This window comes from Rhodococcus sp. Chr-9 (genome assembly GCF_000801125.1).
Taxonomy (GTDB): domain Bacteria; phylum Actinomycetota; class Actinomycetes; order Mycobacteriales; family Mycobacteriaceae; genus Rhodococcus; species Rhodococcus pyridinivorans.
In genome coordinates this window covers 226,837-249,978 of sequence record NZ_JTIZ01000076.1, presented here as the reverse complement: position 1 = coordinate 249,978, position 23,142 = coordinate 226,837, and the positions used below count along the sequence as shown (strand labels likewise).

General features: G+C 68.0%; 23 protein-coding genes. 6 read left to right on the top strand and 17 right to left on the bottom strand.

From position 1 onward, the window contains the following. Positions 1-8 precede the first annotated feature (8 nt). Entirely contained in the window at positions 9-218 is a 210-nt protein-coding gene (locus tag QR64_RS11145; RefSeq protein ID WP_006554111.1) for a helix-turn-helix transcriptional regulator, read from the bottom strand. Positions 219-461: 243 nt separating this feature from the next. Here QR64_RS11145 and QR64_RS11140 point away from each other — a divergent pair, with 243 nt between their 5' ends. Further along, positions 462-926: a hypothetical protein gene (locus QR64_RS11140; protein ID WP_235367100.1), complete on the top strand. Its 465-nt coding sequence runs from the start codon at positions 462-464 to the stop codon at positions 924-926. A gap of 68 nt (positions 927-994) precedes the next feature. Here QR64_RS11140 and QR64_RS11135 read toward each other — a convergent pair whose 3' ends face one another. Continuing rightward, on the bottom strand, positions 995-1,480 hold the full coding sequence (locus QR64_RS11135; protein WP_006554113.1) for a TIGR00725 family protein: 486 nt from the start codon (positions 1,478-1,480) through the stop codon (positions 995-997). Positions 1,481-1,602: 122 nt separating this feature from the next. Between QR64_RS11135 and QR64_RS11130 the strand changes: the two genes are divergently transcribed. Continuing rightward, positions 1,603-2,016, top strand: coding sequence for a YchJ family protein (locus tag QR64_RS11130; protein WP_033097615.1), 414 nt, complete (start codon positions 1,603-1,605; stop codon positions 2,014-2,016). Between the two features lie 10 nt (positions 2,017-2,026). Here QR64_RS11130 and QR64_RS11125 read toward each other — a convergent pair whose 3' ends face one another. Then, the gene (locus QR64_RS11125) at positions 2,027-2,698 is read right to left on the bottom strand and encodes a TetR/AcrR family transcriptional regulator (protein WP_006554115.1); all 672 of its coding nucleotides are present in this window, start codon (positions 2,696-2,698) and stop codon (positions 2,027-2,029) included. 110 nt (positions 2,699-2,808) lie between these two features. Between QR64_RS11125 and treZ the strand changes: the two genes are divergently transcribed. Together treZ and QR64_RS11115 are read left to right on the top strand one after the other, a co-directional pair. Next, the gene (gene treZ / locus QR64_RS11120; protein ID WP_039585198.1) at positions 2,809-4,557 is read left to right on the top strand and encodes a malto-oligosyltrehalose trehalohydrolase; all 1,749 of its coding nucleotides are present in this window, start codon (positions 2,809-2,811) and stop codon (positions 4,555-4,557) included. An 87-nt stretch (positions 4,558-4,644) separates the two neighbouring features. Beyond that, positions 4,645-4,920, top strand: a complete 276-nt coding sequence (locus QR64_RS11115; protein ID WP_019289739.1) for a hypothetical protein — start codon at positions 4,645-4,647, stop codon at positions 4,918-4,920. Positions 4,921-4,955: 35 nt separating this feature from the next. On the opposite strand, the gene ilvA is transcribed toward QR64_RS11115, so the two are convergent. Beyond that, positions 4,956-6,281: a threonine ammonia-lyase IlvA gene (ilvA, locus tag QR64_RS11110; RefSeq protein ID WP_019289740.1), complete on the bottom strand. Its 1,326-nt coding sequence runs from the start codon at positions 6,279-6,281 to the stop codon at positions 4,956-4,958. A 119-nt stretch (positions 6,282-6,400) separates the two neighbouring features. Further along, complete coding sequence (locus QR64_RS11105; protein ID WP_006554119.1) at positions 6,401-6,844, bottom strand: nitroreductase family deazaflavin-dependent oxidoreductase; 444 nt, start codon at positions 6,842-6,844, stop codon at positions 6,401-6,403. A gap of 138 nt (positions 6,845-6,982) precedes the next feature. On the opposite strand from QR64_RS11105, the gene QR64_RS11100 reads away from it, so the two are divergent. Next, a complete protein-coding gene (locus tag QR64_RS11100) occupies positions 6,983-7,210 on the top strand; it encodes a hypothetical protein (protein ID WP_006554120.1) in 228 nt (75 codons plus the stop codon). A 66-nt stretch (positions 7,211-7,276) separates the two neighbouring features. Here the strand turns inward: QR64_RS11100 and dnaE are convergent, their stop codons facing one another. From dnaE to lspA, 5 genes are all read right to left on the bottom strand, one after another. After that, positions 7,277-10,813, bottom strand: coding sequence for a DNA polymerase III subunit alpha (gene dnaE / locus QR64_RS11095; protein ID WP_039585197.1), 3,537 nt, complete (start codon positions 10,811-10,813; stop codon positions 7,277-7,279). A gap of 38 nt (positions 10,814-10,851) precedes the next feature. Further along, positions 10,852-11,793: an EamA family transporter RarD gene (gene rarD, locus QR64_RS11090; RefSeq protein ID WP_373922157.1), complete on the bottom strand. Its 942-nt coding sequence runs from the start codon at positions 11,791-11,793 to the stop codon at positions 10,852-10,854. Positions 11,794-11,900: 107 nt separating this feature from the next. Continuing rightward, positions 11,901-12,548: a hypothetical protein gene (locus tag QR64_RS11085; protein ID WP_006554123.1), complete on the bottom strand. Its 648-nt coding sequence runs from the start codon at positions 12,546-12,548 to the stop codon at positions 11,901-11,903. Positions 12,549-12,551: 3 nt separating this feature from the next. Beyond that, positions 12,552-13,460, bottom strand: a complete 909-nt coding sequence (locus tag QR64_RS11080) for an RluA family pseudouridine synthase (RefSeq protein ID WP_170318568.1) — start codon at positions 13,458-13,460, stop codon at positions 12,552-12,554. A 14-nt stretch (positions 13,461-13,474) separates the two neighbouring features. Further along, positions 13,475-14,089: a signal peptidase II gene (gene lspA, locus QR64_RS11075; RefSeq protein WP_039585196.1), complete on the bottom strand. Its 615-nt coding sequence runs from the start codon at positions 14,087-14,089 to the stop codon at positions 13,475-13,477. A gap of 66 nt (positions 14,090-14,155) precedes the next feature. On the opposite strand from lspA, the gene QR64_RS11070 reads away from it, so the two are divergent. Beyond that, positions 14,156-15,112, top strand: a complete 957-nt coding sequence (locus QR64_RS11070; protein WP_033097610.1) for a hypothetical protein — start codon at positions 14,156-14,158, stop codon at positions 15,110-15,112. A gap of 78 nt (positions 15,113-15,190) precedes the next feature. Here QR64_RS11070 and QR64_RS11065 read toward each other — a convergent pair whose 3' ends face one another. The 7 genes from QR64_RS11065 to QR64_RS11035 all read right to left on the bottom strand — a co-directional run bounded on the left by QR64_RS11065 (position 15,191) and on the right by QR64_RS11035 (position 23,124). Next, positions 15,191-15,697, bottom strand: coding sequence for a hypothetical protein (locus QR64_RS11065; protein WP_033097609.1), 507 nt, complete (start codon positions 15,695-15,697; stop codon positions 15,191-15,193). A gap of 122 nt (positions 15,698-15,819) precedes the next feature. After that, on the bottom strand, positions 15,820-17,130 hold the full coding sequence (locus QR64_RS11060) for a DNA polymerase IV (RefSeq protein WP_039585195.1): 1,311 nt from the start codon (positions 17,128-17,130) through the stop codon (positions 15,820-15,822). 124 nt (positions 17,131-17,254) lie between these two features. Then, positions 17,255-20,413, bottom strand: a complete 3,159-nt coding sequence (gene ileS / locus QR64_RS11055) for an isoleucine--tRNA ligase (protein ID WP_039585193.1) — start codon at positions 20,411-20,413, stop codon at positions 17,255-17,257. A gap of 259 nt (positions 20,414-20,672) precedes the next feature. Continuing rightward, on the bottom strand, positions 20,673-20,945 hold the full coding sequence (locus tag QR64_RS11050) for a hypothetical protein (RefSeq protein ID WP_006554130.1): 273 nt from the start codon (positions 20,943-20,945) through the stop codon (positions 20,673-20,675). A 63-nt stretch (positions 20,946-21,008) separates the two neighbouring features. Then, a complete protein-coding gene (locus QR64_RS11045; protein WP_006554131.1) occupies positions 21,009-21,863 on the bottom strand; it encodes a DivIVA domain-containing protein in 855 nt (284 codons plus the stop codon). A 151-nt stretch (positions 21,864-22,014) separates the two neighbouring features. Beyond that, positions 22,015-22,305 carry a YggT family protein gene (locus QR64_RS11040; RefSeq protein WP_006554132.1) on the bottom strand — a complete coding sequence of 97 codons (291 nt, stop codon included), beginning with the start codon at positions 22,303-22,305 and terminating at the stop codon, positions 22,015-22,017. Between the two features lie 156 nt (positions 22,306-22,461). Then, positions 22,462-23,124 carry a cell division protein SepF gene (locus tag QR64_RS11035; RefSeq protein WP_006554133.1) on the bottom strand — a complete coding sequence of 221 codons (663 nt, stop codon included), beginning with the start codon at positions 23,122-23,124 and terminating at the stop codon, positions 22,462-22,464. Between the last annotated feature and the right edge of the window lie 18 nt (positions 23,125-23,142).

Sequence of the window (23,142 nt, the reverse complement as noted above, 5' to 3'; positions counted from 1 at the left end):
GAGGGCTCCTAGGTGGTGAGCGGGAACAGTTCCTCGACCGTGCTGTCGAGTGTGAGGGCGAGACGCAGGGCGAGGTACACGCTGGGCGCGTAGTCACCCTTCTCCGTCGAGACGATGCTCTGTCTGCTGACGCCGACCGCGTCGCCGAGCGCGGCCTGGGTGAGTCCCGCTTTCTTGCGGAATTCGCGGACCCGGTTGCTCCTCGGTGTGTCGGTCACACCAAAAGTAAACTATGCTTGTCATTCCATGTCAAGCATTCTTGTCATTTTCGATTGCCGAACCACCCCGGCACACCCGTCGGGCCGGACATGCAATCACCCCTCGGCGTAGTCGATCACGAAATGGAGAATTACATTCTCACGGTCGAAGGTCCTTGGTTTACGTTCTCGAGCACGGAAAATCTAGTCCTCATCGCGAGCGCCGTCGCCGGCAGGACTTTGCGCAGTCAGGGAGAGGTTTCGATGAAGGCCGAAGACATGGTGATGATCAGCATCGACGACCACGTCGTCAACCAGTCTCGGACCGGCACCAGCTTCCTGCCGGCCGGCATGAGCCCGACGGACGTGTGGCGCAAGAACTTCCTCGCCTGCTACATCACCGAACCGAGCGGACTGAACAACCGTCACCGGCTCGGCGTCGACACCATCGCGTGGGAATGCGACTACCCGCACTCCGACTCGACGTGGCCGAACTCCCCCGAGATGCTCGAGGAGGAACTCGACGCATGCGAGTGCACCGACGAGGAGATCGACAAGATCACCTTCGCCAACACCGCGAAGTTCTTCGACTGGGATCCCTTCGAGCACATCCCGCGTGAGGAGGCCACCGTCGACGCCCTGCGCGCCCGCGCCACCGACGTCGACATCAGCGAGACGTCCCAGGAGGAGTACCGCCGCCGTTACGAGCTCACCAACTCCGGCTCGTAGATTCCTGCTCNGTCGTGCCTACTGCGTCGCGTCTACGGTGTCGTGCCTACTGCGTCGTCACGGTCGGCTCACATCGGGTCCTTGCGCCACAACAGTGCGTGCAGGCACTCGACGGCCTCGGCGGGCGATTCGACATCGAGCACTCCGGCGGCGGGCATCCGCCAACCGCCGATCGCGATGACCGGAACACCGATGCGGACCGCGAGCGCGATCTCGCTCATGGTGCCCCAGCTTCCACCCACCGCGATCAACGCGTCGCTGCTGCGCACGAGCAGCGCGTTGCGCATCTCTCCGAGGCCCGTGGGAACGGCCACCGTCAGATAGGGATTGCCCTCGGCACGGTCGTCTCCGGGCAGCAGGCCGAGGGTCGTCCCACCGGCTTCCACAGCGCCACGGCAGGCTGCCGCCATCACCCCACCGAGACCGCCGGTGACCACGACGGCCCGGCGTCCGGCGAGGAGTCCCCCGACCTGGCGGGCGAGGCGTCGCTGTTCGGGCGTGGCTTCACCCGGCCCCACGACCCCGACATAGCGCTGCGCATTCATGTCCGGCATTCTGCATCACGGAGCGCTCCGGAGCGCGCGGTCCGAGAACATCATTCACGCCCGGCATCGTCCGCTCCCGCTCTGACCGCCCCGAGGCCGGGCGATCGAGCCCATCGGGGGAGACTGTGGCCATGAGCAGAGCCGACCGCAGCACCGACACCCGGCCGGATTCCCCGTGCCCGTGCGGTCGCGGCGTTCCCCTGTCCGAATGCTGCGGGCCGCTGCTGGCCGGTGCGAGCGCGCCCACCGCCGAACGGCTGATGCGTTCGCGGTACACGGCATTCGCGACGCGCGACGCGGCGCACCTGCTGCGCACCTGGCACCCGTCCACACGTCCGCGCTCGATCGAGTTCGACCCCGGTCAGCGCTGGACCGGGCTCGAGGTCCTGCACATCACCGGAGGCGGATTCCTGCATACGACCGGCACGGTGGACTTCCGCGCGCACTGGACGGCGGACGGGGTGCCCGACTCGATGCGCGAGCACAGCCGGTTCGTGCGGGAGGACGGCGAGTGGCTCTACCTCGACGACTGCGGCGACGACTGAACCGACTCCGTCACGGCGCCGTTCGTCGCAACAGCGTCGCGCGCAGCGTTCCCGAGAGCCACTGACGGTACTGGTCGACGTCCCATCCGCGGTCTCGCCTCAGCAGCGCGTGCACCTGTGGGGAACTCAGGGTGAACAGGACATCGGCCGCGTGCTCGACGGTGACGTCCTCGCGCAGCCAGCCGGCATGTTCGAGTCCTTCCGCGAGGGTGCGGGCGTTCTCGGCCGTCGCCTTCGCGTCGTCCGCGGCGAAACGACGCATGTCGGGGTCCGCCCCCGATGATTCCACGGAGGTCATGAGCAGCCCGCCCGCGCGTTCGAGCATCGCGGTGCCGTAGCGGACCACCTGCTCGACCACGAGGTCGACGTGCGAGACCACGCCGCCGGCATGGGACGGTTCCGGATCTGTCGCCTCGCTCGCGCGCGGATCGCCGTCGCCGGCCACCGCGTGATCGAGCGCCTCGCGGAAGATCTCCGCCTTGCCGCCGGGGAAGGCGGTGAACACCGTCCGCACCGCCACACCCGCTTCGTCCGCGATGTTCTTGACGGTGGTGCTGACGTAGCCGTCGCGAACGAACAGCCGCGCCGCGGCGTCGCGGATCGTCTCGCGGGTTCGGCGGGCCGCTTCCTCCCGCAACGGCGAGGTGTACCGTCGGCGGGCTCGCTCGGGATTCGGGTTCACTCCCCCAGTATCGAGTGCATTGCAGCTGCAACAAAATTGACGCGCGGCAGGGTGGTACGCCGGTGGCGCCATCCCCTGCACCGACGCCTCCGACACGGCATGCTGGTCGAGTGCACACCTTCGAGGTCTGGGCTCCGATCCCGTCGTCCGTCCGACTGTTCGCCGACGGACGGTTCCACGACATGCAACGCGGCGACGACGGCTGGTGGCGCACCACCGTCGGCGTCGCTCCCGACACCCGATACGGTTTCGTGCTCGACGACGACACCGGGACGGTCCTTCCCGACCCGCGATCTCCGCGGCAGCCGGAGGGCGTGCACGAGCCGTCGCAGCTCCACGTGCTCGACGAGACGAAGTGGACCGACCACGGCTGGACCGGCCGGCAACTGACAGGAAGCATCGTCTACGAGATGCACGTGGGGACCTTCACCCCCGAGGGCACACTCGACTCGGCGATCGACCGTCTCGACGAACTCGTGGACCTCGGTGTCGAGTTCGTCGAACTCATGCCGCTCAACGCGTTCAACGGCACCCACGGATGGGGCTACGACGGCGTGCTCTGGTACGCGGTGCACGAACCCTACGGTGGCCCCGATGCCCTGCAGCGTTTCGTCGACGCCGCCCACGCGCGCGGACTGGCGGTGGCACTCGACGTCGTCTACAACCATCTCGGTCCGTCGGGGAACTATCTGGGCCGCTTCGGTCCCTATCTCTCCGCGGCCCCGGGAATCTGGGGCGACAACATCAACCTCGACGGTCCCGGATCCGGGGAGGTGCGCCGGTACATCCTCGACAATGCGCTGCGCTGGTTCCGCGACTTCCACATCGACGCCCTCCGGCTCGACGCCGTGCACGCGCTGATCGACCACACCGCCACACACCTCCTCGAGGAACTGTCGGTCGAGACGTTCCGCCTGTCCGCCCATCTCGGCCGCCCCCTGTCGTTGATCGCCGAATCGGACCTCAACGATCCGAAGCTGATCACTCCCCGGCCCGGCGGTGGATACGGACTGCACGCGCAGTGGGCCGACGACGTCCACCACGCGATCCACGCGGCGGTGTCCGGTGAACGGCAGGGCTACTACGGCGACTTCGGTTCGCTGGACTGCCTCGCGTACACGCTCGGGCACGGCTTCTTTCACGCCGGGACGTATTCGAGCTTCCGCGGCCGGGTCCACGGGCGCCCGCTCGACACCCGGCGCACGCCGGCGAGCGGTCTGGTCGCCTACACCTGCACGCACGATCAGGTCGGCAACCGGGCGCTCGGCGACCGGCCGGGTGCCTATCTCGAGCCCGGTCAGCTCGCCCTCAAGGCGGCGCTCGTGCTCACGTCCCCGTTCACGCCGATGTTGTTCATGGGCGAGGAGTGGGGTGCGAGCACACCCTTCCGGTACTTCACGTCGCATCCCGAACCGGAACTCGCCGCGGCCGTGGTCGAGGGTCGCCGGCGCGAGTTCGCCGAACACGGCTGGGACGCCGCCGACGTACCCGACCCGCAGGCTCCGGAGACCTTCATCGGCTCGAAGCTGCGCTGGGACGAACGCGACGAGGGCGGGCACGCCCGGTTGCTGGAGTGCTACCGCGCGCTCATCGCGCTCCGGCGGGACCGTGCCGAGCTCACCGATCCCTGGCTCGAGCACGTGCACGTGACGTACGACGAGGACGAGAAATGGCTCGTCGTGCACCGCGGGGCGCTGCGCGTGGCGTGCAATCTCGGACCCGACCCCGTCACCGTGCCGGTCGGCGGGAAACCACTGCTCTGGTGGGACGAACCGGTGGTCAACCGTACCGAGTCCGCAGTGTTGATCCCGGGCTGGTCCTTCGCGATCCTGGAGGCTCCCGAGATGCCCCGCCGATAACGTTCGTCAGGCGAAAAAAGTCGTTGATTATGCCACGAGTGGGCGAGTACCGTCTCAAGTACCGTCGAATTCTCGAGGTGAATCACCATGCAACCCAAGAAGATTCTGGCGAGTGTATTCCTCAGCACCGCCCTCGTCCTCGCTCCCGCCGGAGTCGCATCGGCGACCCCCACCGTCGACACAGCACCCGGGATCGTGAATGTCAGCGGAGGACACGACGACCACGGAAAGTACGACCACCACGATCACGACAAGAACTACAACCATCACGACAAGAAGTACGACCGCGACCATCACCGGAACCACTACTGGCGGCCCGACTGCTATTGGTGGGGCCCATGGCTGGTGTGCAATCGCTGGTGACCGCACACCAACCGTGACGTGACCGGGCCACCCGGTTACGTCAGATAACGGTAGGCCGGCGACCCCGGCTCGAGTCGCTGCGCGTCGATCGGCGACGCGTCCATGCGATTGAGCAGAGCCGAAAGGTCTTCTGCGGCACCCAGTTCGATACCGACGAGGGCAGCGCCGGTCTCCCGGTTGTTGCGCTTGACGTACTCGAACAGGGTGATGTCGTCGTCCGGCCCGAGGACTTCGTCCAGGAACCGCCGCAGTGCGCCGGGCTCCTGGGGGAAGTCCACGAGGAAATAGTGTTTGAGCCCGCGGTGGACGAGCGACCGCTCGATGATCTCGCCGTAGCGTGAGACGTCATTGTTGCCGCCCGACACCAGGCACACCACGTTCGCTCCGGGCTGCACCGAGATCGACTCGAGGGCAGCGACCGACAGGGCGCCGGCGGGCTCGGCGATGATGCCCTCGTTCTGGTACAGATCGAGCATCGTGGTGCACAGCGCACCCTCGTCGATCTGGGTCATCCCGAACGGGGCCCGGCCGAGCCCCTCCCGGCGCAGCGTAGCCACGAGCGGCAGGCTCGAATGGGACACGACCTCGGCACCGAGTTCGGAGACCACGGCGTAGGGGACGTCGCCGATCCGCTTGACCGCAGCGCCGTCGACGAACGGCTCGACCTCCGGCAGCGTGACGGGACCGCTCGCGACCAGCGCGGCGGTCATCGACGCTGCACCCGCCGGCTCGACGCCGACGATCGACGTGCGTGGGGACCGCTCGCGCAGATAGGCGGCGACACCGGCGATGAGGCCGCCCCCGCCCACGGGGACGAGCACGACGTCGAGATCGCCGTCGAGCTGTTCGAGGACCTCGCGCGCGATGGTGCCCTGCCCGGCAGCGGTGCGGGCGTCGTCGAAGGGCGGGATCATCGTCGCACCGGTGCGGATCGCATCGTCGGCTGCCGCTGCGGCCGCGGCGTCGAAGGTGTCGCCGACACCGATGAGTTCGACGCTGTCGCCGCCGTGGACACGGATCCGATCGCGCTTCTGCTTGGGAGTGCGGGTGGGCACGTAGATCCGGCCCTGGATTCCCATCACCCGGCACGCGTAGGCGACACCCTGCGCGTGATTACCGGCGCTGGCCGTGACGACGCCCGCGGCGCGCTCGGCCGCGTCGAGCTGCGCCATGGCGTTGTACGCCCCACGGAGCTTGAAGGACCGCACCCGGGTGAGGTCCTCCCGCTTGAGGTAGACGTTGGCGCCTACGAGCGCCGAGAGTCGAGGGCTGCGCTCGAGCGGCGTTGGGTCGACCGCCTCCGAAATTCGCTCGGCAGCCGCATCGATGTCGGCCGCGCAGGGCACGGCGGTCAGAGTCATCGGTTCTGCTGTTCGCGAAGTGGAGGTCACCCGTCAATGCTGCCACTCCCCCGATTCGACCACCACGGCGGGATCCGCATCGAGGGGGTAGCAGCACAGTCCGTCCGAGCGTGCTCGGTCTACGGGCCTTCGACCGGTTCGAGAACGAAGACGGGGATCTCGCGGTCGGTCTTCTCCTGGTACTCCGCGTAGGGCGGGAACGCCTCGACGGCACGTTCCCACCACTGCGCCTTCTCCTCGCCGTGGACCTCGCGGGCGGTCATGTCCCACACCTCGGTGCGGTCCCTGACCTCGACGTGCGGGTTCGCGACGATGTTGTGGTACCAAACGGGATGCTTCGGTGCACCGCCGAGCGAGGCGACAGCGGCGTACCTACCCTCGTGCTCGACCCGCATGAGAGGGATCTTGCGGAGCTTGCCGGACTTGGCGCCGACCGTGGTCAGAATGATGACCGGTCGACCCTGGAGGGTGGTGCCGCGGGTTCCGCCCGACGACTCGTACTCCTCGACCTGCTTGGCGCTCCATTCGACGGGACTCGGTTCGTATTCTCCGTGCAGTGGCATACCGACCAGTCAACACAATCGTTGTAGCAGTCGCCGCCCGATCGTCGAGTTCGGTGGCCCGAACTCTTCCCTGCGCCTATCCTGAAGAAAGAATTCCGCCCGGCCTACAGTCGCTCGGCCTACAGGAGGTGCACCGCGATGTCCGTGCTCGACCCCCGGATACACCGTGAGCGCACCGACGGTGTGGACATCGCCGGCACGATCTGGCCCCTGTACAAGCTCGAAGCACTCGCGGCCGGTCTCCTGACCCTGCTCGTGGTCCTCGTCGTCACCACCAGCGCCCAGAGCGCCGTCATCGGTGCCGCTGCGGTCACCGTCGTCGTGTGGTGGGTCCGCAGGATCCAGCAGCACGCACTCCGTTCCTAGACGCACCGGCCGACCCCGGCTTCCCGCGCGGCGCTCACCGAAGTGCTCGCGCCGCGCGGCGGACCGCTAGGTGGCCAGGCAGCCCGGCCCGAGCAGGGCCTTGAGGTCGCCCATGAGCGCCGACGACGCTTCGACCCGCAGGCTGTCGTCGAGCTTGAGGACGGTGACCTTGCTGCCGGTGATGAGCCGCACGTGCACGTCGGACGAACCGGGATGGCGCGTGAGCACATTCTTGAGGGCACCGACCTTGTCGGGGGTGCACAACCGGGTGGGCATCGACACCGAGACCGGCTTCGCGACCCCGATCTGCGACAGGTCGGGGACGGCGAGATCGTTGGCGATCAGGGAGATCCGGTCGTCACGGATCGACACCCGGGCCTTGACCAGCACCACCGAGTCCTCCACGACGTCCATGCCGTAGACGGCGTAGGACTGCGGGAAGAACAGCACCTCGATGCCACCGGTGAGGTCCTCGAGCTGCGCGGACGCCCAGGCGAGACCGTTCTTGTTGATGCGCCGGTTCACCGAGGCGAGGATGCCGCCGACGGTGACCTGGCTGCCGTCCTTGAGCGCGCCTTCGAGGATCGCGGGGATCTGGGTGTCGGCCTGGGACGCGAGGACGTGCTCGACGCCGTTGAGCGGGTGCCCGGAGACGTACAGGCCGAGCATCTCCCGTTCGAGGGCGAGGCGGTGCTTGGTGTCCCATTCCTCCTCGGGGATGCGGACGTTGAACACCGCGGCGACGGACTCGTCGGCGTCGTCGCCGCCGAACAGGTCGAACTGGCCGATGGCCTCGGCCTTCTTCGTGCTCATCACCGCGTCGATCGCGTCGGCGTGGACGAGCATCAATCCCTTGCGCGGGTGTCCGAGCGAGTCGAATGCACCTGCCTTGATGAGGGATTCGGTGACCTTCTTCGAACACGCGACGGTGTCGATCTTGTTGAGATAGTCGGAGAAGTCGGTGTAGCGGCCCTTCTCCTCCCGCCCCTTGATGATCGAGGCGACCACGTTCGTGCCGACGTTGCGGACGGCGCCGAGGCCGAACCGGATGTCCTCACCCACCGACATGAAGTTGGTGTGCGACTCGTTGACGTCCGGCGGCAGCACCGTGATGCCCATCTTGCGGCAGTCGGACAGATAGACCGCGGCCTTGTCCTTGTCGTCGCCGACGGAGGTGAGCAGACCGGCCATGTACTCGGCCGGGTAGTTCGCCTTGAGGTAGGCGGTCCAGAACGAGACCAGGCCGTAGCCGGCGGCGTGCGACTTGTTGAACGCGTAACCGGCGAAGGGCAGAACGGTGTCCCACAGCGCGGTGATCGCCGCCTGCGAGAAGCCGTTGTCCTTCATGCCCTGCGCGAAGCCGTCGTAGGCCTCGTCGAGGATCTCCTTCTTCTTCTTACCCATCGCGCGACGCAGCAGGTCTGCCTGTCCGAGCGAGTAACCGGCCACCTTCTGAGCGATCTGCATGATCTGCTCCTGGTAGACGATCAGGCCGTAGGTGTCGGCGAGGATCTCCTTCAGCGGTTCCTCGAGCTCGGGGTGGATCGGCTTGACCTCTTGCCGCCCGTTCTTGCGGTCGGCGTAGTCGTTGTGCGCGTTCATGCCCATCGGGCCGGGGCGGTACAGCGCGAGCACCGCGACGATGTCCTCGAAGCCGGTGGGCTGCATGCGGCGCAGCAGGTCGCGCATGGCGCTGCCGTCGAGCTGGAACACGCCGAGCGTGTCGCCACGTGCGAGCAGTTCGTAGGTCGCCGGGTCCTCCAGCGGGAGGGTGTCGAGGTCGAGATCGATCCCGCGGTTGACCTTGATGTTCTCGATCGCGTCGCCGATGACGGTGAGGTTGCGCAGACCGAGGAAGTCCATCTTCAGCAGGCCGATGGCCTCGCAGGACGGATAATCCCAGCCGGTGATGATCGCGCCGTCCTGCGCGCGCTTCCACAGCGGGATCGCGTCCATGAGCGGCTCGGACGACATGATCACCGCGCAGGCGTGGACGCCGGCGTTGCGGATCAGGCCCTCGAGCCCGAGCGCAGTGTCGTAGATCTTCTTGATGTCCGGGTTGGACTCGATCAGCTGACGAACCTCGGCAGCTTCCTTGTACCGCTCGTGACTCGGATCGGTGATACCCGAGACCGGGATGTCCTTCGCCATGATCGGCGGCGGAAGTGCCTTGGTGATCTGGTCGGCGATCGCGAATCCGGGCTGGCCGAACTGCACTCGCGCGGAGTCCTTGATCGCGGCCTTCGTCTTGATGGTGCCGAACGTGATGACCTGGGCGACCTTGTCGTTGCCCCACCGCTCGGTGGCGTAGCGCACCATCTCACCGCGGCGACGATCGTCGAAGTCGATATCGATATCGGGCATCGACACGCGCTCGGGGTTGAGAAACCGCTCGAACAGCAGACCGTGCGGGATCGGGTCGATGTTGGTGATGCCCATCGCGTAGGCGACGAGCGAACCGGCGGCCGAACCACGGCCGGGGCCGACGCGGATGCCGACCTCGCGGGCGTGGTTGATGAGGTCGCCGACGACGAGGAAGTAGGCGGGGAAGCCCATCTGATTGATGACGTTGATCTCGTACTCGGCGCGCTCGACGTACTCGCGGGGCGGGCCGGCGGGGAAGCGACGGTCGAGGCCGCGCATGACCTCCTTGTGCAACCAGCTCGCCTGCGTCTCCCCTTCCGGCACCGGGAAGATCGGCATCCGGTCGCGGTGGGTCCACACGTCCTCGTAGGACTGCACGCGCTCGGCGATGAGCAGCGTGTTGTCGCACGCACCCGGCACTTCGCGGTCCCACTGCTCGCGCATCTCCTGCGCCGACTTGAGGTAATAGCCGTCGCCGTCGAACTTGAACCGGGTGGGATCGGAGAGGGTCTTACCGGTCTGGATGCACAGCAGCGCCTCGTGGTTCGCGGCCGCATCCTTGGTGACGTAGTGGCAGTCGTTGGTCACCAGCGGCGGGATGTCGAGCTTGCGGCCGATCTCGATCAGACCCTCGCGCACACGACGCTCGATGGACAGGCCGTGGTCCATCAGCTCGAGGAAGAAGTTGTCCTTGCCCCAGATCTCCTGCCACTTCGCGGCGGCTTCGAGCGCTTCGCGCTCGTGGCCGAGGCGCAGGCGCGTCTGGATCTCGCCCGACGGGCAGCCGGTCGTGGCGATGATGCCCTCGTGATGGTGGGCGATGAGCTCTTCGTCCATACGGGCCCACTTGCCGAGCTGACCCTCGATCGATGCGAGGGAGGACAGCTTGAACAGGTTCCGCAGGCCCGTCGAGTTCTCGGCGACCATCGTCATGTGGGTGTAGGCACCCGAGCCGGAGACGTCGTCGGACTTCTGGCCGGGATCACCCCACTGCACACGCTTGGTGGAGAAGCGCGACTCCGGCGCGACGTACGCCTCGATGCCGATGATCGGCTTGATGCCGAACTTCTTGGCGACGTTGTAGAACTCGCTGGCGCCGTACATGTTTCCGTGGTCGGTCATGCCCACGGCCGGCATCCCCAGCCGTTCGGCCTCCTTGAACAACGGTCCGACCTTCGCGGCACCGTCGAGCATCGAGTACTCGGTGTGGGTGTGCAGATGAACGAACGAGTCAGCCACGCGTGCCTCTCCCGGGATGTCTGTGGGCAGAGACGAGTCTAAGCCGCGCGAGGCTCCGCAGTGACCACGGCACGCTGACGACGGGCCCGCACGAGCGCGTCCGTGCTGTACACCGCCAGGGCGATCCAGATCAGGACGAAACCGATCCACCGCGAGGCGGGCATGTCCTCCCCGAGCACCACCACACCCCATGTCATCTGCAGGCTCGGCGTGAGGTACTGCAGCATGCCGAGTGTCGCGAGCGGGACCCGTTGTGCGGCCGCGCCGAAGAGCAGCAGCGGCACTGCGGTCACCAGCCCCGCCGATACGAGCAGGGCCGTGTGATCCACGCCGTGCCCGAGGAAGGTGCCGGTGCCGGTCACCGCGAGGAAGATCACGTACCCGAGCGCGAACGGGGCCGCGACGATCCCCTCCCCTGTCAGGGACGTGCGCGGATCGAGCGGCACGATCTTCTTGATCACCCCGTAGGACGCGAAGGACAGCGCCAGGGTCAGGGCGATGATCGGCGGTCTGCCGTAGTCGACGGTGATGACCACCACCGCGCACACCGCGAGCACCAGCGCCGCGATCTGCGCCGGCCGCAATCGTTCCCGGAAGAACAGGACACCGAACACCACGCTGACGAGCGGGTTGATGAAGTAGCCGAGTGCGGTCTCCACGACCCGGCCCGAGACGACGCCGTAGATGTAGACGCCCCAGTTGACCGCGATCGCGGTGGACGCCGCGGCGACCAGGCCCCAGGTGCGGGCCGACAGGCCGCGCAGGGTGCGGAGGCGTCCCATGACGCCCAGTACGATCAGCATGAGCACGAGGGTCCACAGCACGCGGTGCGCGAGGATCTCGACGGCGCCGGCGGGTTCGAGCAGACCGAAGTAGGCGGGGAACAGTCCCCACAAACCGTAGGCACCCAGACCGCACAGCACCCCGGTGCGCACGATGTTCCGCTGCCCCGAGTCGTTCCGATCCTCCGAGTCGCTCACCGGCTCACCCCACGGCTCCGCCGGTGCGCTGTCGTTCCGAGACACTGTCGTTCCGAGACACTGTCTTTCCGAGACACTGTCGTTCCGAGACGGGATCCACCGCACCGTCACACTTCCCCGTCGTCCGGGCCGGGCACGACCGTCTCGACGTGGGTGGGCAGCAGCGGGGTCACCGCGAAGCGTCCCGCGATCGCGTCTGCGGGCAGGACCTCCACGGCCCGCACGTCCGGGGCGTCGGCGACGGCCCGGAACTGTGAGGGAGTACCCCGGAGCACCGCCGCGACGACGCAGTCGCAGCCGTCGGCGAGCCGCTGCGCGGAGACCGCCCCGACCCGCGCGGCGCGTTCGGTCCCGAACTCCACCAGGCTCAGCCGGCCCGCGGCGACCGAGGGGGCACGACGCACCGCCTCCGGGTTCTCCGGCACCGCGACCGGCACCAGTGGTGTCTGGACGCGGTCGATCGGGACGCGGAACAGCACCTGCGCCACGCGCACCTCGTCGGTGCGTTCGACGACCCGGTCGATGCCGACGGCGTCGGTGAAGGACACCAGTCCCCAGTGCTCGAGGTCGCCGTCCGTTGCCGCCTCGCTCAGGCTGTCCGCGGCCCGTGCCAGATAGTCGGCGACCGCTTCCCCGTTGTCGGGGCCGAGGGTGTCGCTCCCCACGGGGGCCGTCCGCGGCGGTGAGGTCCACCCGGCGACGAGCACCGCGACGACGAGAACGACGACCGACGCCCAGGGCAGGACACGTCCCATCGGTCAGGCGTTGCGCAACACGGCGAGCGCGTGTTCGAGATCCGGAGGGTACTTGCTGGTGATCTCGACCCAGTGCCCGCGCGTCGGGTGCGAGAACCCGAGGGTGCACGCGTGCAGCCACTGCCGTTCGAGACCGAGACGCGCCGCGAGACGTGGGTCGGCTCCGTAGGTGAGGTCGCCGCAGCAGGGGTGACGCAGTGCCGAGAAGTGCACCCGGATCTGATGGGTCCGACCGGTCTCGAGATGGATGTCGAGCAGGCTCGCGGCCTGGAACGCCTCGATCGTGTCGTAGTGCGTCACGCTGGGTTTGCCGTCGGCGGTGACCGTGAACTTCCAGTCGCTGCTGCGGTGGCGGCCGATCGGTGCGTCGATGGTGCCGCTGCTCGGGTCGGGATGCCCCTGGACGAGCGCGTGGTACCGCTTGTCGACCGTGCGTTCCTTGAAGGCGCGCTTGAGGACGGTGTAGGCGCGTTCGGACGTCGCGACCACCATGACGCCGGAGGTGCCCACGTCGAGCCGGTGCACGATGCCCTGGCGTTCGTGGGCGCCGGACGTGGAGATCCGGTAGCCGGCGGCGGCGAGGCCGCCGATCACAGTCGGTCCGGTCCAGCCGACGCTCGCGTGGGCGGCGACACCCACGGGCTTGTCGACCGCGACGATGTCGTCGTCGGCGTAGAGGATCTCCATGCCCTCGACGGGCTGGGCCTCGATGGTCAGGGGGCGGGGCGGCTCGGGCAGTTCCACCTCGAGCCAGGAGCCTGCGGACAGTCGGTCGGACTTGCCCACCGCCGCGCCGTCGACCACGACGGCGCCCTCCTCGGTGAGCATGGCGACCACGGTCCGGGACAGACCGAGCAGGCGCGCGAGGCCTGCATCGACACGCATCCCGTCGAGCCCGTCGGGTACGGGCATCGCGCGGGTTTCCCTCACTGGTGTGATTCCTTTCTCGTTTCGTCCGCACCCGGCGCTCCGTCCCGGCCCTTCGAGGCACCACCGTCGGGTTCGACGCCGAAGACGGTCAAGGCCACGAGCAGGATCGCTCCGCACACGATGGCCGAGTCGGCGACGTTGAACACCGGCCACCATCCGACCGACACGAAGTCGACGACGTGGCCCTGCAGCGGTCCGGGCGAGCGGAACAGACGGTCGGTGAGATTGCCGAGCGCTCCCCCGAGGACGAGGGCGAGGCCGAGCGCCCACCACCTCGATCTCAGGGTCCGGCCGATCTTCACGACGCCGACGACGACGGCGATCGCGACCAGCGTGAGCAACCAGGTCATGCCCGTGGCCATGGAAAACGCGGCACCGGGATTGCGGACGAGTGTCAGGGTGACCGTGTCGCCGACGATCGAGATCGGATCGGCTGGGTCGATGTAGTGGACGGCGAGCACCTTCGTCACCAGATCCGCGACGTAGACGACGAGCGCCACGAGCAGCAGCGGCCGCAGCATGCGGCGGCCGACGGAGGGGGACGGCTCGTCGGCACGACCGGGAACCGGCGTCTCCGCGTCGCGGTCGGGTCGGGAAGCTTCGTTCGTCACCGCTCCATCATCCCCTACCGGACGACCGCGGCGGTTCCCCCTCCCGTCGTGGCTACCCTGGGTGGCGTGCCTGCGCTGTCCAGATTCCCCCGCTCGGGGCCGTGTGCCCTCGCGGCTGTGCTGTCCCTCTCCGCTCTCGTCGCCGGTTGCGGTGGTCCTTCGGACGGCGCGCCCGCCGTCACGGCGGCGACATCGACGGAGGTGACGGTGCCGGTGTCGGCGGTGACCACGACAGTGCTCGACCCCGGTGCCGAACCCCGATCGGTGGTGCGGCTCGTACCGGAGGCCGGGGTGCAGCAGGGCGTCGTCCTCACCACCCGGTCCGAGGTCTTCCAGCGCGTCGGCGACGACCCGCAGCAGGACTTCTCCACTCCCGAGCTGACCCTTCCGCTCTCGGCGACGGTCGAGCGGGCGGTCTCCGACGAGGACCCGAGCACCGTGGTCGACATCACCGTCGGATCGGCGACGTCGCCGGACGAGACGCTCGGATCGGCACTGTCCGATGCCGAGGGTTCCGGAGCCGGACTGACGATCGGCCCCACCGGCGCGATCAGTGCGCTGCGCCTCGAGCCCACTCCCGATGCGGCGAATATCGCACGGTCGGCGATCGAGCAGGCCTTCTACCAGGCCGTCTATCGCATCGTCTCGTTCCCGGAGGAAGCCGTCGGGGTGGGCGCGGTGTGGGAGATCCACCAGCAGGTGATGAGCGCGGGCATCACCCTCGACCAGGTCGGGACGGCGACGCTCGTCGAGCGGGAGGACGACCGCATCACGGTCGACGTGAAGGTTGAACAGACACCGCGCGAGTCCACCTGGGTGCTGCCGAACGGGCAGGGCCGTCTCGACATCGAGCAGTACACGATGGCCGGTGAGGGGTCGATGACGATCGACGCGTCGCTCCCCCTGCCCGTCGGCGGGGAACTGACGGTGCGCGGCGATCAGACCTACGTCGAGCCGGACGGCGGAACGCGCCTGTCGCAGTCGCAGGTCGACCGGGTGGGCTGGAACACCTCGGATCAGTAGTCCGGGAGACGGACGAACACCGACGGCCGGCGCGGATGATCCGCGCCGGCCGTCGGTTCGTTCGGGACGAGTACTACATCACACGCAGGCCGGGGACTGCAGCTGCGCCATGTTGATGACGATGGAGCACGCGTAGTCCTTCGACACCTTCCAGGTGTCGTCCTCGGCGACGAAGTCGACCGTGCCGAAGGACGGCTGGTCGCTGCCCGCGAGCGCCATCTCGACACCGGCGGTGATCGTGCCGTTCTCGTTGTCGGTCACGTCGACGACGTTGACCTGCACACCGGCGTCGTTGGCCGCCTGGGCGACCATGTTGATCAGCTCGGGATCCTCCTCGGCACCCTGAACCAGGTCGGTCTTCTCGGCGGCCGGGACGCTCAGGTCGAAGGCGCGCGCGAGGTCGGCGTTGAGCTCCTCGACGGTGGGCACCGGCGGGTAGTCGACGGCCGGAGCCGCGGCGGTCGTGGTCGTGCTGGTCTTCGCGGTCGTCTCGGAGGAGCTACCGCCGTCGTCCGAGCTGCAGGCGGACATCGTGAGGGCGGCGGCGAGCGCCACGGTGGCGACGGTGATCTTGCGAAGCTTCAACTTCTCGTCCTTCTCGTTCGGTCGTGCACGATGTGTTCGTCGTGCTCGGTCATCCGGCAGCGGATCGCCCGCAAGAGTACCCGGCGGTAGTAAGAAGACCATGAGGGCGCCGGGAACATGTTTCAGTTCAGGCTCGCGAGCGGGTCGGCGACGGTGAGGTCGGGATCGTTCTCGTCGAGCGTCCGCGCTGGTCCCGGACCCGTGCTGCGTGTCTCGAAGCGGACGGTGACCACGCCGTGGCCCGCGCCCTGCACCCATCCGTGCCCGGATTCGGGATGGCAGACGTCGGCGCCCGGCGTCCACCGGGTGGCCGGCCCGCTCGCCACGACGCGCTCCTCGTCGTCCTCCTCGGCCGGTCCGATCTCCTCGGTCGTCGTCCGGTCGAGTTCGGGGAACAGGGTGTCCTGCGCGATCGCGGACAGACCCGCATAACCCACCCCGACGAGCCGGACGGGGCCGATCTCGAGGGGATCGAGCGCGAGGCGCTGGGCGGCGGCGGTGAGCACCTGCACGTCCTCGGTGGCGTAGGGCAGGGTCGACGACCGGGTGAGCACCGACATGTCGGCCTTGCGCAGCTTGAGCACCACCGTGCGGGCGGCACGCCCGTCCTTGCGCAGGCGTGTGTGCGCGGCGGTCGCGGACGCGGCGATCGCCCGCCGCAGTCCGGGCATCGCGACGATGTCCGTGGGAAAGGTGGTCTCGGCGCTGACCTGTTTCGCCTCGGCGCGTTCGGCGACGGGCCGGTCGTCGAATCCGTTGGCGAGCCGGTGCAATCCCGGTCCGATGGTGCCGCCGAGGATCGACGCGGCCTCGGCGACGGGCAGCGCCGCGAGATCGCCGATGGTCTCGATACCGAGTCGCCGCAACCGGTCCTCGGCCACCGGACCGATCCCCCACAGCTTGCGCACCGGCAGGCCGTGCAGCAACGGAAGCTCGCCTTCGGGCCGGACGACGAGCAGCCCGTCCGGTTTCGCGAGACCGGACCCGATCTTCGCGATCTGCTTACCCGATCCTGCTCCGATGGAGGCGACGAGACCCGTCTTCTCCCTGACGTGTTCGCGTAGCTCCGCACAGAAGCGTTCGACCTCGTCGGCGTCGGCGCCGGCCAGTTCGAGAGGCTCGGCGAACGCCTCGTCGAGCGAGAGGGTCTCGAGAATGGGGATCCGGGCGCGCAGGGTGTCGAAGACGAGTCCGCTCAGTTCGCGGTACAGGATTCCGCGCGGAGGCAGCACGACCGCCGCCGGTCCGACGAGGCGCCGTGCCCGGCTCATCGGCATGGCCGAGCGCGCACCGTAGACGCGAGCCTCGTAGCTCGCGCCGGCCACCACCCCGCGGGCACCGAGCCCACCGACGAGGACCGGCCGGCCCCGCAGGGTCGGCCGGGTCAACTGCTCGGCGGACGCGAAGAACGCGTCGAGATCCAGGTGCAACACCCAGCGCCGACTCACGGAAGCGGGCACGTGTCGAGACTAGTGCGCCGCACCCACACGTCCGGCGGGAGGCCGCAGACCGGTGCTTCCGGAAGGACGCTCGATCCTCCCGGAAGCACCGGCCCGGTCACGCCTTGACGATGGACGCGCGGGTTCCCTCGCCGAGTTCGATCGCCTCGCCCTCGGGGGCACCGAGTTCGAAGGTCGTGGCGAGGATCTCGCCGGCGATCAGATCCCGGTGGCGGGCAGCCCATTCGGCGCGTTCGGCGGGAACCTCGAACCGCACCGAGATGCGGTCGGAGACCTCCAGGCCGAGGTTGCGGCGCGCGTCCTGGAACTCGCGGATGCGGTCCTTGGCCCAGCCCTCGGCCTCGAGTTCCTCGGTGACGGCCGTGTCGAGGACCACCAGGCCGTTGCCACCCGGCAGCGCGGCGGTGGATTCCGGCTCGGCCGCGACCAGACGGCTGGTGTACTCCTCGGGCAGCAGGGCGATGCCGGCCGCGGTGACCGTGCCGTCCTCCGCCTGCGTCCAGTCTCCCGCCTTGACGGCCTTGATGACCGTCTGCACGTCCTTGCCGAGACGCGGACCGGCGGCACGCGCGTTGACGACCACCTCGAACCGGCCGTGGGCCTCGACGTCGTCGGTGGTCACGACCCGCTTGACGTTGACCTCGTCCTTGATGAGATCGACGAACGGATCGAGATGCGACGAACCAGGCGTCGCCACCGTCACCTCGGGCAGCGGCAGCCGCACGCGCAGCTTCTGGGCCTTGCGCAGCGACAGCACGGTCGAGCACACCCCGCGCACCTCGTCCATCGCCGCGACGAGCGCGGGGTCCGAGGGCAGGTCGCCGGCCGCCGGCCAGTCCGCCAGGTGCACCGACCGACCACCGGTCAGACCCCGCCAGATCACCTCGGACGCCATCGGCAGCAGCGGCGCGGCCAGGCGCGTGACGACCTCGAGCACCGTGTGGAGGGTGTCGATCGCGTCGGTGTCCTCGTCCCAGAACCGGTTCCGCGAGCGGCGCACGTACCAGTTGGTCAGCGCGTCGCAGAAGGTGCGCAGCTCGTCGCACGCCCCGGCGATGTCGACGGTCTCGAGTGCCTCGGTGATGACGTCGCGGGTCTGCGCGAGCTTGGCGAGGATGTACCGGTCGAGCACGTTCGTCGAATCGGTCCGCCAGGTGCCCGGCTTCGACGCGTACAGCTGGAGGAAGCTCCACGCGTTCCACAGCGGCAGCAGCGCCTGCCGCACGCCCTCGCGAATACCCTGTTCGGTGACGACGAGGTTGCCGCCGCGCAGGATCGGCGAGGACATGAGGAACCAGCGCATCGCGTCGGAACCGTCGCGGGCGAAGACCTCGTTGACGTCGGGATAGTTGCCCTTCGACTTGCTCATCTTCAGGCCGTCGTCGCCGAGAACGATGCCGTGGGCGGCAACGCATTTGAAGGCGGGACGGTCGAACAACGCGGTGGCCAGGACGTGAAGCGTGTAGAACCAGCCGCGGGTCTGGCCGTTGTACTCGACGATGAAGTCGCCCGGGTAGTGCGTGTCGAACCAGTCGCGGTTCTCGAAGGGATAGTGCACCTGGGCGAACGGCATCGAGCCGGACTCGAACCAGCAGTCGAGGACCTCGGGGACGCGACGCATGGTCGACTTCCCGGTCGGGTCGTCGGGATTCGGCCGGGTGAGTTCGTCGATCATCGGCCGGTGCAGGTCGGTGGGCCGCACGCCGAAGTCGCGTTCGAGTTCGTCGAGCGAACCGTAGACGTCGACACGCGGGTACTCCGGGTCGTCCGAGATCCATACCGGGATCGGGCTGCCCCAGTAGCGGTTACGGCTGATGTTCCAGTCGCGGGCACCTTCGAGCCACTTGCCGAACTGACCGTCGCGGATGTGCTCGGGCACCCACGTGATCTGCTGGTTGAGCTCGACCATGCGGTTGCGGAAACGGGTGACGGCGACGAACCACGACGGCACCGCCATGTAGATCAACGGCTGACCCGACCGCCACGAGTGCGGGTAGGAGTGCTCGATGGTCTCGTGCCGCACAAGCTTTCCGGCGGCCTTGAGGTCCTTGATGATGGCCGGGTTGGCGTCGAAGACCTGCAGACCCTCGTACGGCGGCACCATCGAGGTGAACTTGCCGCCCGGATCGAGCGGCTGGACGAGCTCGATGCCGTTGCGCTGGCAGTACTCCATGTCCTCTTCACCGAAAGCCGGTGCGAGGTGGACGATTCCGGTGCCGGACTCGGTGGTGACGTAGTCGGCGGCGATCACCCGGTGGGCGTTCTCGCGGCCGGTGAAGAAGTCGAAGGGCGGCTCGTAGGCGAGACCGACGAGGTCGGTGCCGCGGTAACGGCCGAGCACCTCGGGCTCCTCGCCGAGTTCGCGGGCGTAGTGGCCGAGACGATCCTGCGCGAGCAGGTAGGTCTTGTCGTCGGCCCCGCGCACGGCGACATACTCGATCTCGGGGTGCACCGCGATCGCGAGGTTGGACGGCAGGGTCCACGGCGTGGTGGTCCAGATGAGCGCGCACGCGCCGTCGAGTTCGGAGCCGGGGGCGCGCAGCACCATGTCGACGGTGACCGCCGGGTCCTGACGCATCTTGTAGGCGTCGTCGAGACGGGTCTCCTGGTTCGACAGCGGCGTCTGCTCGTACCAACTGTAGGGCAGCACGCGGAAGCCCTGGTAGATCAGGCCCTTCTCGTACAGCGACTTGAACGCCCACATGACCGACTCCATGAAGTCGAGGTCGAGGGTCTTGTAGTCGTTGTCGAAGTCGACCCAGCGTGCCTGGCGGGTGACGTAGTCGCGCCACTCACCGGTATAGCGCAGCACCGACTGCTTGCAGTAGGCGTTGAACTCGGCCACGCCCATCGAGTCGATCTCGGACTTGTCCTTGATGCCGAGCTGCTTCTCCGCCTCGAGCTCGGCGGGCAGGCCGTGGCAGTCCCAGCCGAAGCGACGGTCGACCTTCTTGCCGAGCATGGTCTGGAAACGCGGGACGACGTCCTTGACGTAGCCGGTGAGCAGGTGCCCGTAGTGCGGGAGTCCGTTCGCGAAGGGCGGGCCGTCGTAGAAGACGAACTCGTCGGCGCCGTCGCGGTTGCGCAGCGAGGCCTCGAAGGTGCCGTCGGAGGCCCACTGTGCGAGCACACATTCTTCGAGCGCCGGGAAGTCGACACCCGAATCGCGCGGCAGGTCGTAGTCGACGCGCGGATATCCGGCAGTACTGCCGGCGGTTGCTGCGGTGGGATCCGGTGCAGCGTGGTTCTCGGTCACAGCGTGGCTCCTCCGTGCCTGGATACGTCTCGGCACGGGGACGATCGCCGTGCGCGTGCACGGCCACCGCGGTACCACCCCGCTTGCTCGTCCCGGGGGACGGCCACTCGTTCGGGCTGTGACGGGCCCACCCGTCCGGTTCTACTGGGCGACCGGCAAGGTCGCCGTTCTTCCGGAGGCTCCCCGGTGATGGCCGGATCGACGCCGCCCGCGATCGCGGGATCGAGCTCACGCTCGGTGATGCATATTGTAGGACGCTTCAGCGATCCGAAGAATTCCGGTCGCCGCGACGCCGGCGCGATGCACGCCGACCGGGACGTCCGCCCGAGGCTCCGGCCTGCCCGACGGAACGGGGATCGGCCCACTCACCTTCGGCCGAACTCCGTCCGCCGAGCGTGCTCGCCAGCAGGAGCACCGCTCCCACGACGCACACCGCGATACAACCCCATGCCCAGAGCACCGAACCGGTCATCAACGCGATCACGAGAAGACCGAATCCGACAGCTGCGAGTACCAGCGTGACGACGAGCACGACGCTCCTCCTCTACCGAGGTACAGCACCAGGCCGTACAGCACCAGCCGGAGAGACCGTCGGTCAGCTGTTGCCCTTCGCGAAGGACGACGATCCGAACGACGACGACGAGTTGGACTGGTTGAACACTTCCTGTCCACCGTCCACCGGAACGGCGGAACCGCGCTGCTCGAGCTCTTCGAGCTGCGACTCCAGATAGGACTTCAGGCGCACCCGGTATTCACGCTCGAACGTCTTGAGCCGCTCGATGCGCTCCTCCAGCACCGAACGCTGCTGGTTGATCGTGGCCATGATCTCGGTGTGCTTCTTCTCCGCGTCCGCCTGCAGCGCGTCGGCCTTCTCCTTGGCCTGACGCAGCTGGGTCTCCGAACGGGTGCGGGCATCGGCGAGCATCGCGTCGGACTTCTGCCGCGCGTCGGCGATCATCGCCTCGCTGCGGGTGCGGGCGTCGGAGACGAGCTGCTCGGAGTTGGTCCGAGCGTTGCGCACGAGCTCCTCGGCCTCGGCCTTGGCGTCGCCTGTGAGGCGGTCGGCCATCTCCTGCGCGAGCCCGAGGACCTTGGCGGCCTGCATGCTCGCGTCGCCGCTCGACGGCGCAGCGGCGACCGGGACGGGTGCCGGAGCCGGCGCCGGGGCGGGTTCCGGCTTGGGTGTCTCGACGACACGCGCGGGTTCGGGTTTGGACGGGGCCGCCGGCGCGGACGACGACGCGCTGCGCGGCGCCTTCTTGGCTTCGGCAAGCTCCTGGTCGAGTTCGGCGACCCGCTGACGCAGGTCGGCGTTCTCCTCGATGAGGTTCGTCAACTCCTGCTCGACGAGATCGAGGAAGGCGTCGACCTCGTCCTCGTTGTAACCACGCTTCCCGATCGGAGGCTTGCTGAACGCGACATTGTGCACATCAGCTGGTGTCAGCGGCATGGAAGGATCCCTTCACGCGTCGAGTAAGCGGTCAAGCAGGCGTTCTGAGTAATCGACAGTGCGTTACGCGTATCAAAACCCACTGTATATGGCACTCCATTGTGGCACACGGCAGCTCCGGGACGGCTCGACCCGACGTCCGACGCAGGCATCATGCTGCGCCGCCCCTGGGCAGGAATGCCATGAGGAAATACACGATGAACAGCAAGACCATGATGGACAGATCGAGCCGTACACCACCGAGATTGAGCGGCGGAATCAGTCTCCGCAGCAGCTTCACCGGCGGATCCGTGACCGTGAAGATCGCCTCGAGAACGACGACCACGAAGCCGGACGGCTTCCACTCCCGCGCGAAAGTTCTGATGAACTCGACGATGATCCGTCCGATCAGCAGAAGCCAGAAGATGAACAGCAGGAACCACAGCACCTCGAAAACGGCCACCTGCCCACAATGCCCGACGATGACGGGTCGATCAAAACCGAAACGCCCGGCCTGCAGTGATCTGCATCATGGCCGGGCGTGTCGGAACGCTCGAGGGACGGCGACGGGCATGCCGCGACGGACGTGCCGGGTGCACGCCCGCGCAGCGCGCGTCGACTACTGCTGGTTGTAGAAGCCGGTCTCGGCGATACGCCGCCGTTCCTCGGCGGAGACGTCGATGTCGGCGGGCGAGAGCAGGAAGACCTTCGTGGCCACCTTGTCGAACGAACCGCGCAGCGCGAAGGCGAGCCCGGCCGCGAAGTCGACGAGTCGCTTGGCGTCGGCGTTGCTCATCTCGACGAGGTCCATGATGACCGGCGTTCCGTCGCGGAAACGCTCACCGATCGTGCGCGCCTCGCTGTAGTCGCGGGGGCGCAACGTGGTGATCTTGGACAACGGACCTCCCTCGTCGAAGAGCGCACCACGCCGGGGCTCGGCGCGCTCGAGCCGGCTCTCCGCCGTCAGTGGTGCACGGCTGGGAACCGCGCGGGCCGGGGTGGGCGCCGGACGGGGACTGCGAGCGGTGATGGGTTCGACCCGCGGACGCGGTGCCGGCTCGTACCGGTCGAACTCGTCGTGCTCGAACTCGCGAACCGGTTCCTCGCGGTGCGACGGGGCGTACTCGTCGCGATGCGACGGCGCGTAGCCGCCATAAGTGGCCTCGCCGTAGTCGCGATCACGGTCGCGGCGGCCACTCGCCGGATCGTCGAGGTACTCGTCCTCGTAATCCTCGAGCGGCACCATCCCGAAGTACGCCTTGAACTTGTGGAGTGTGCTCATCGATCGCCTTTCCCTCGC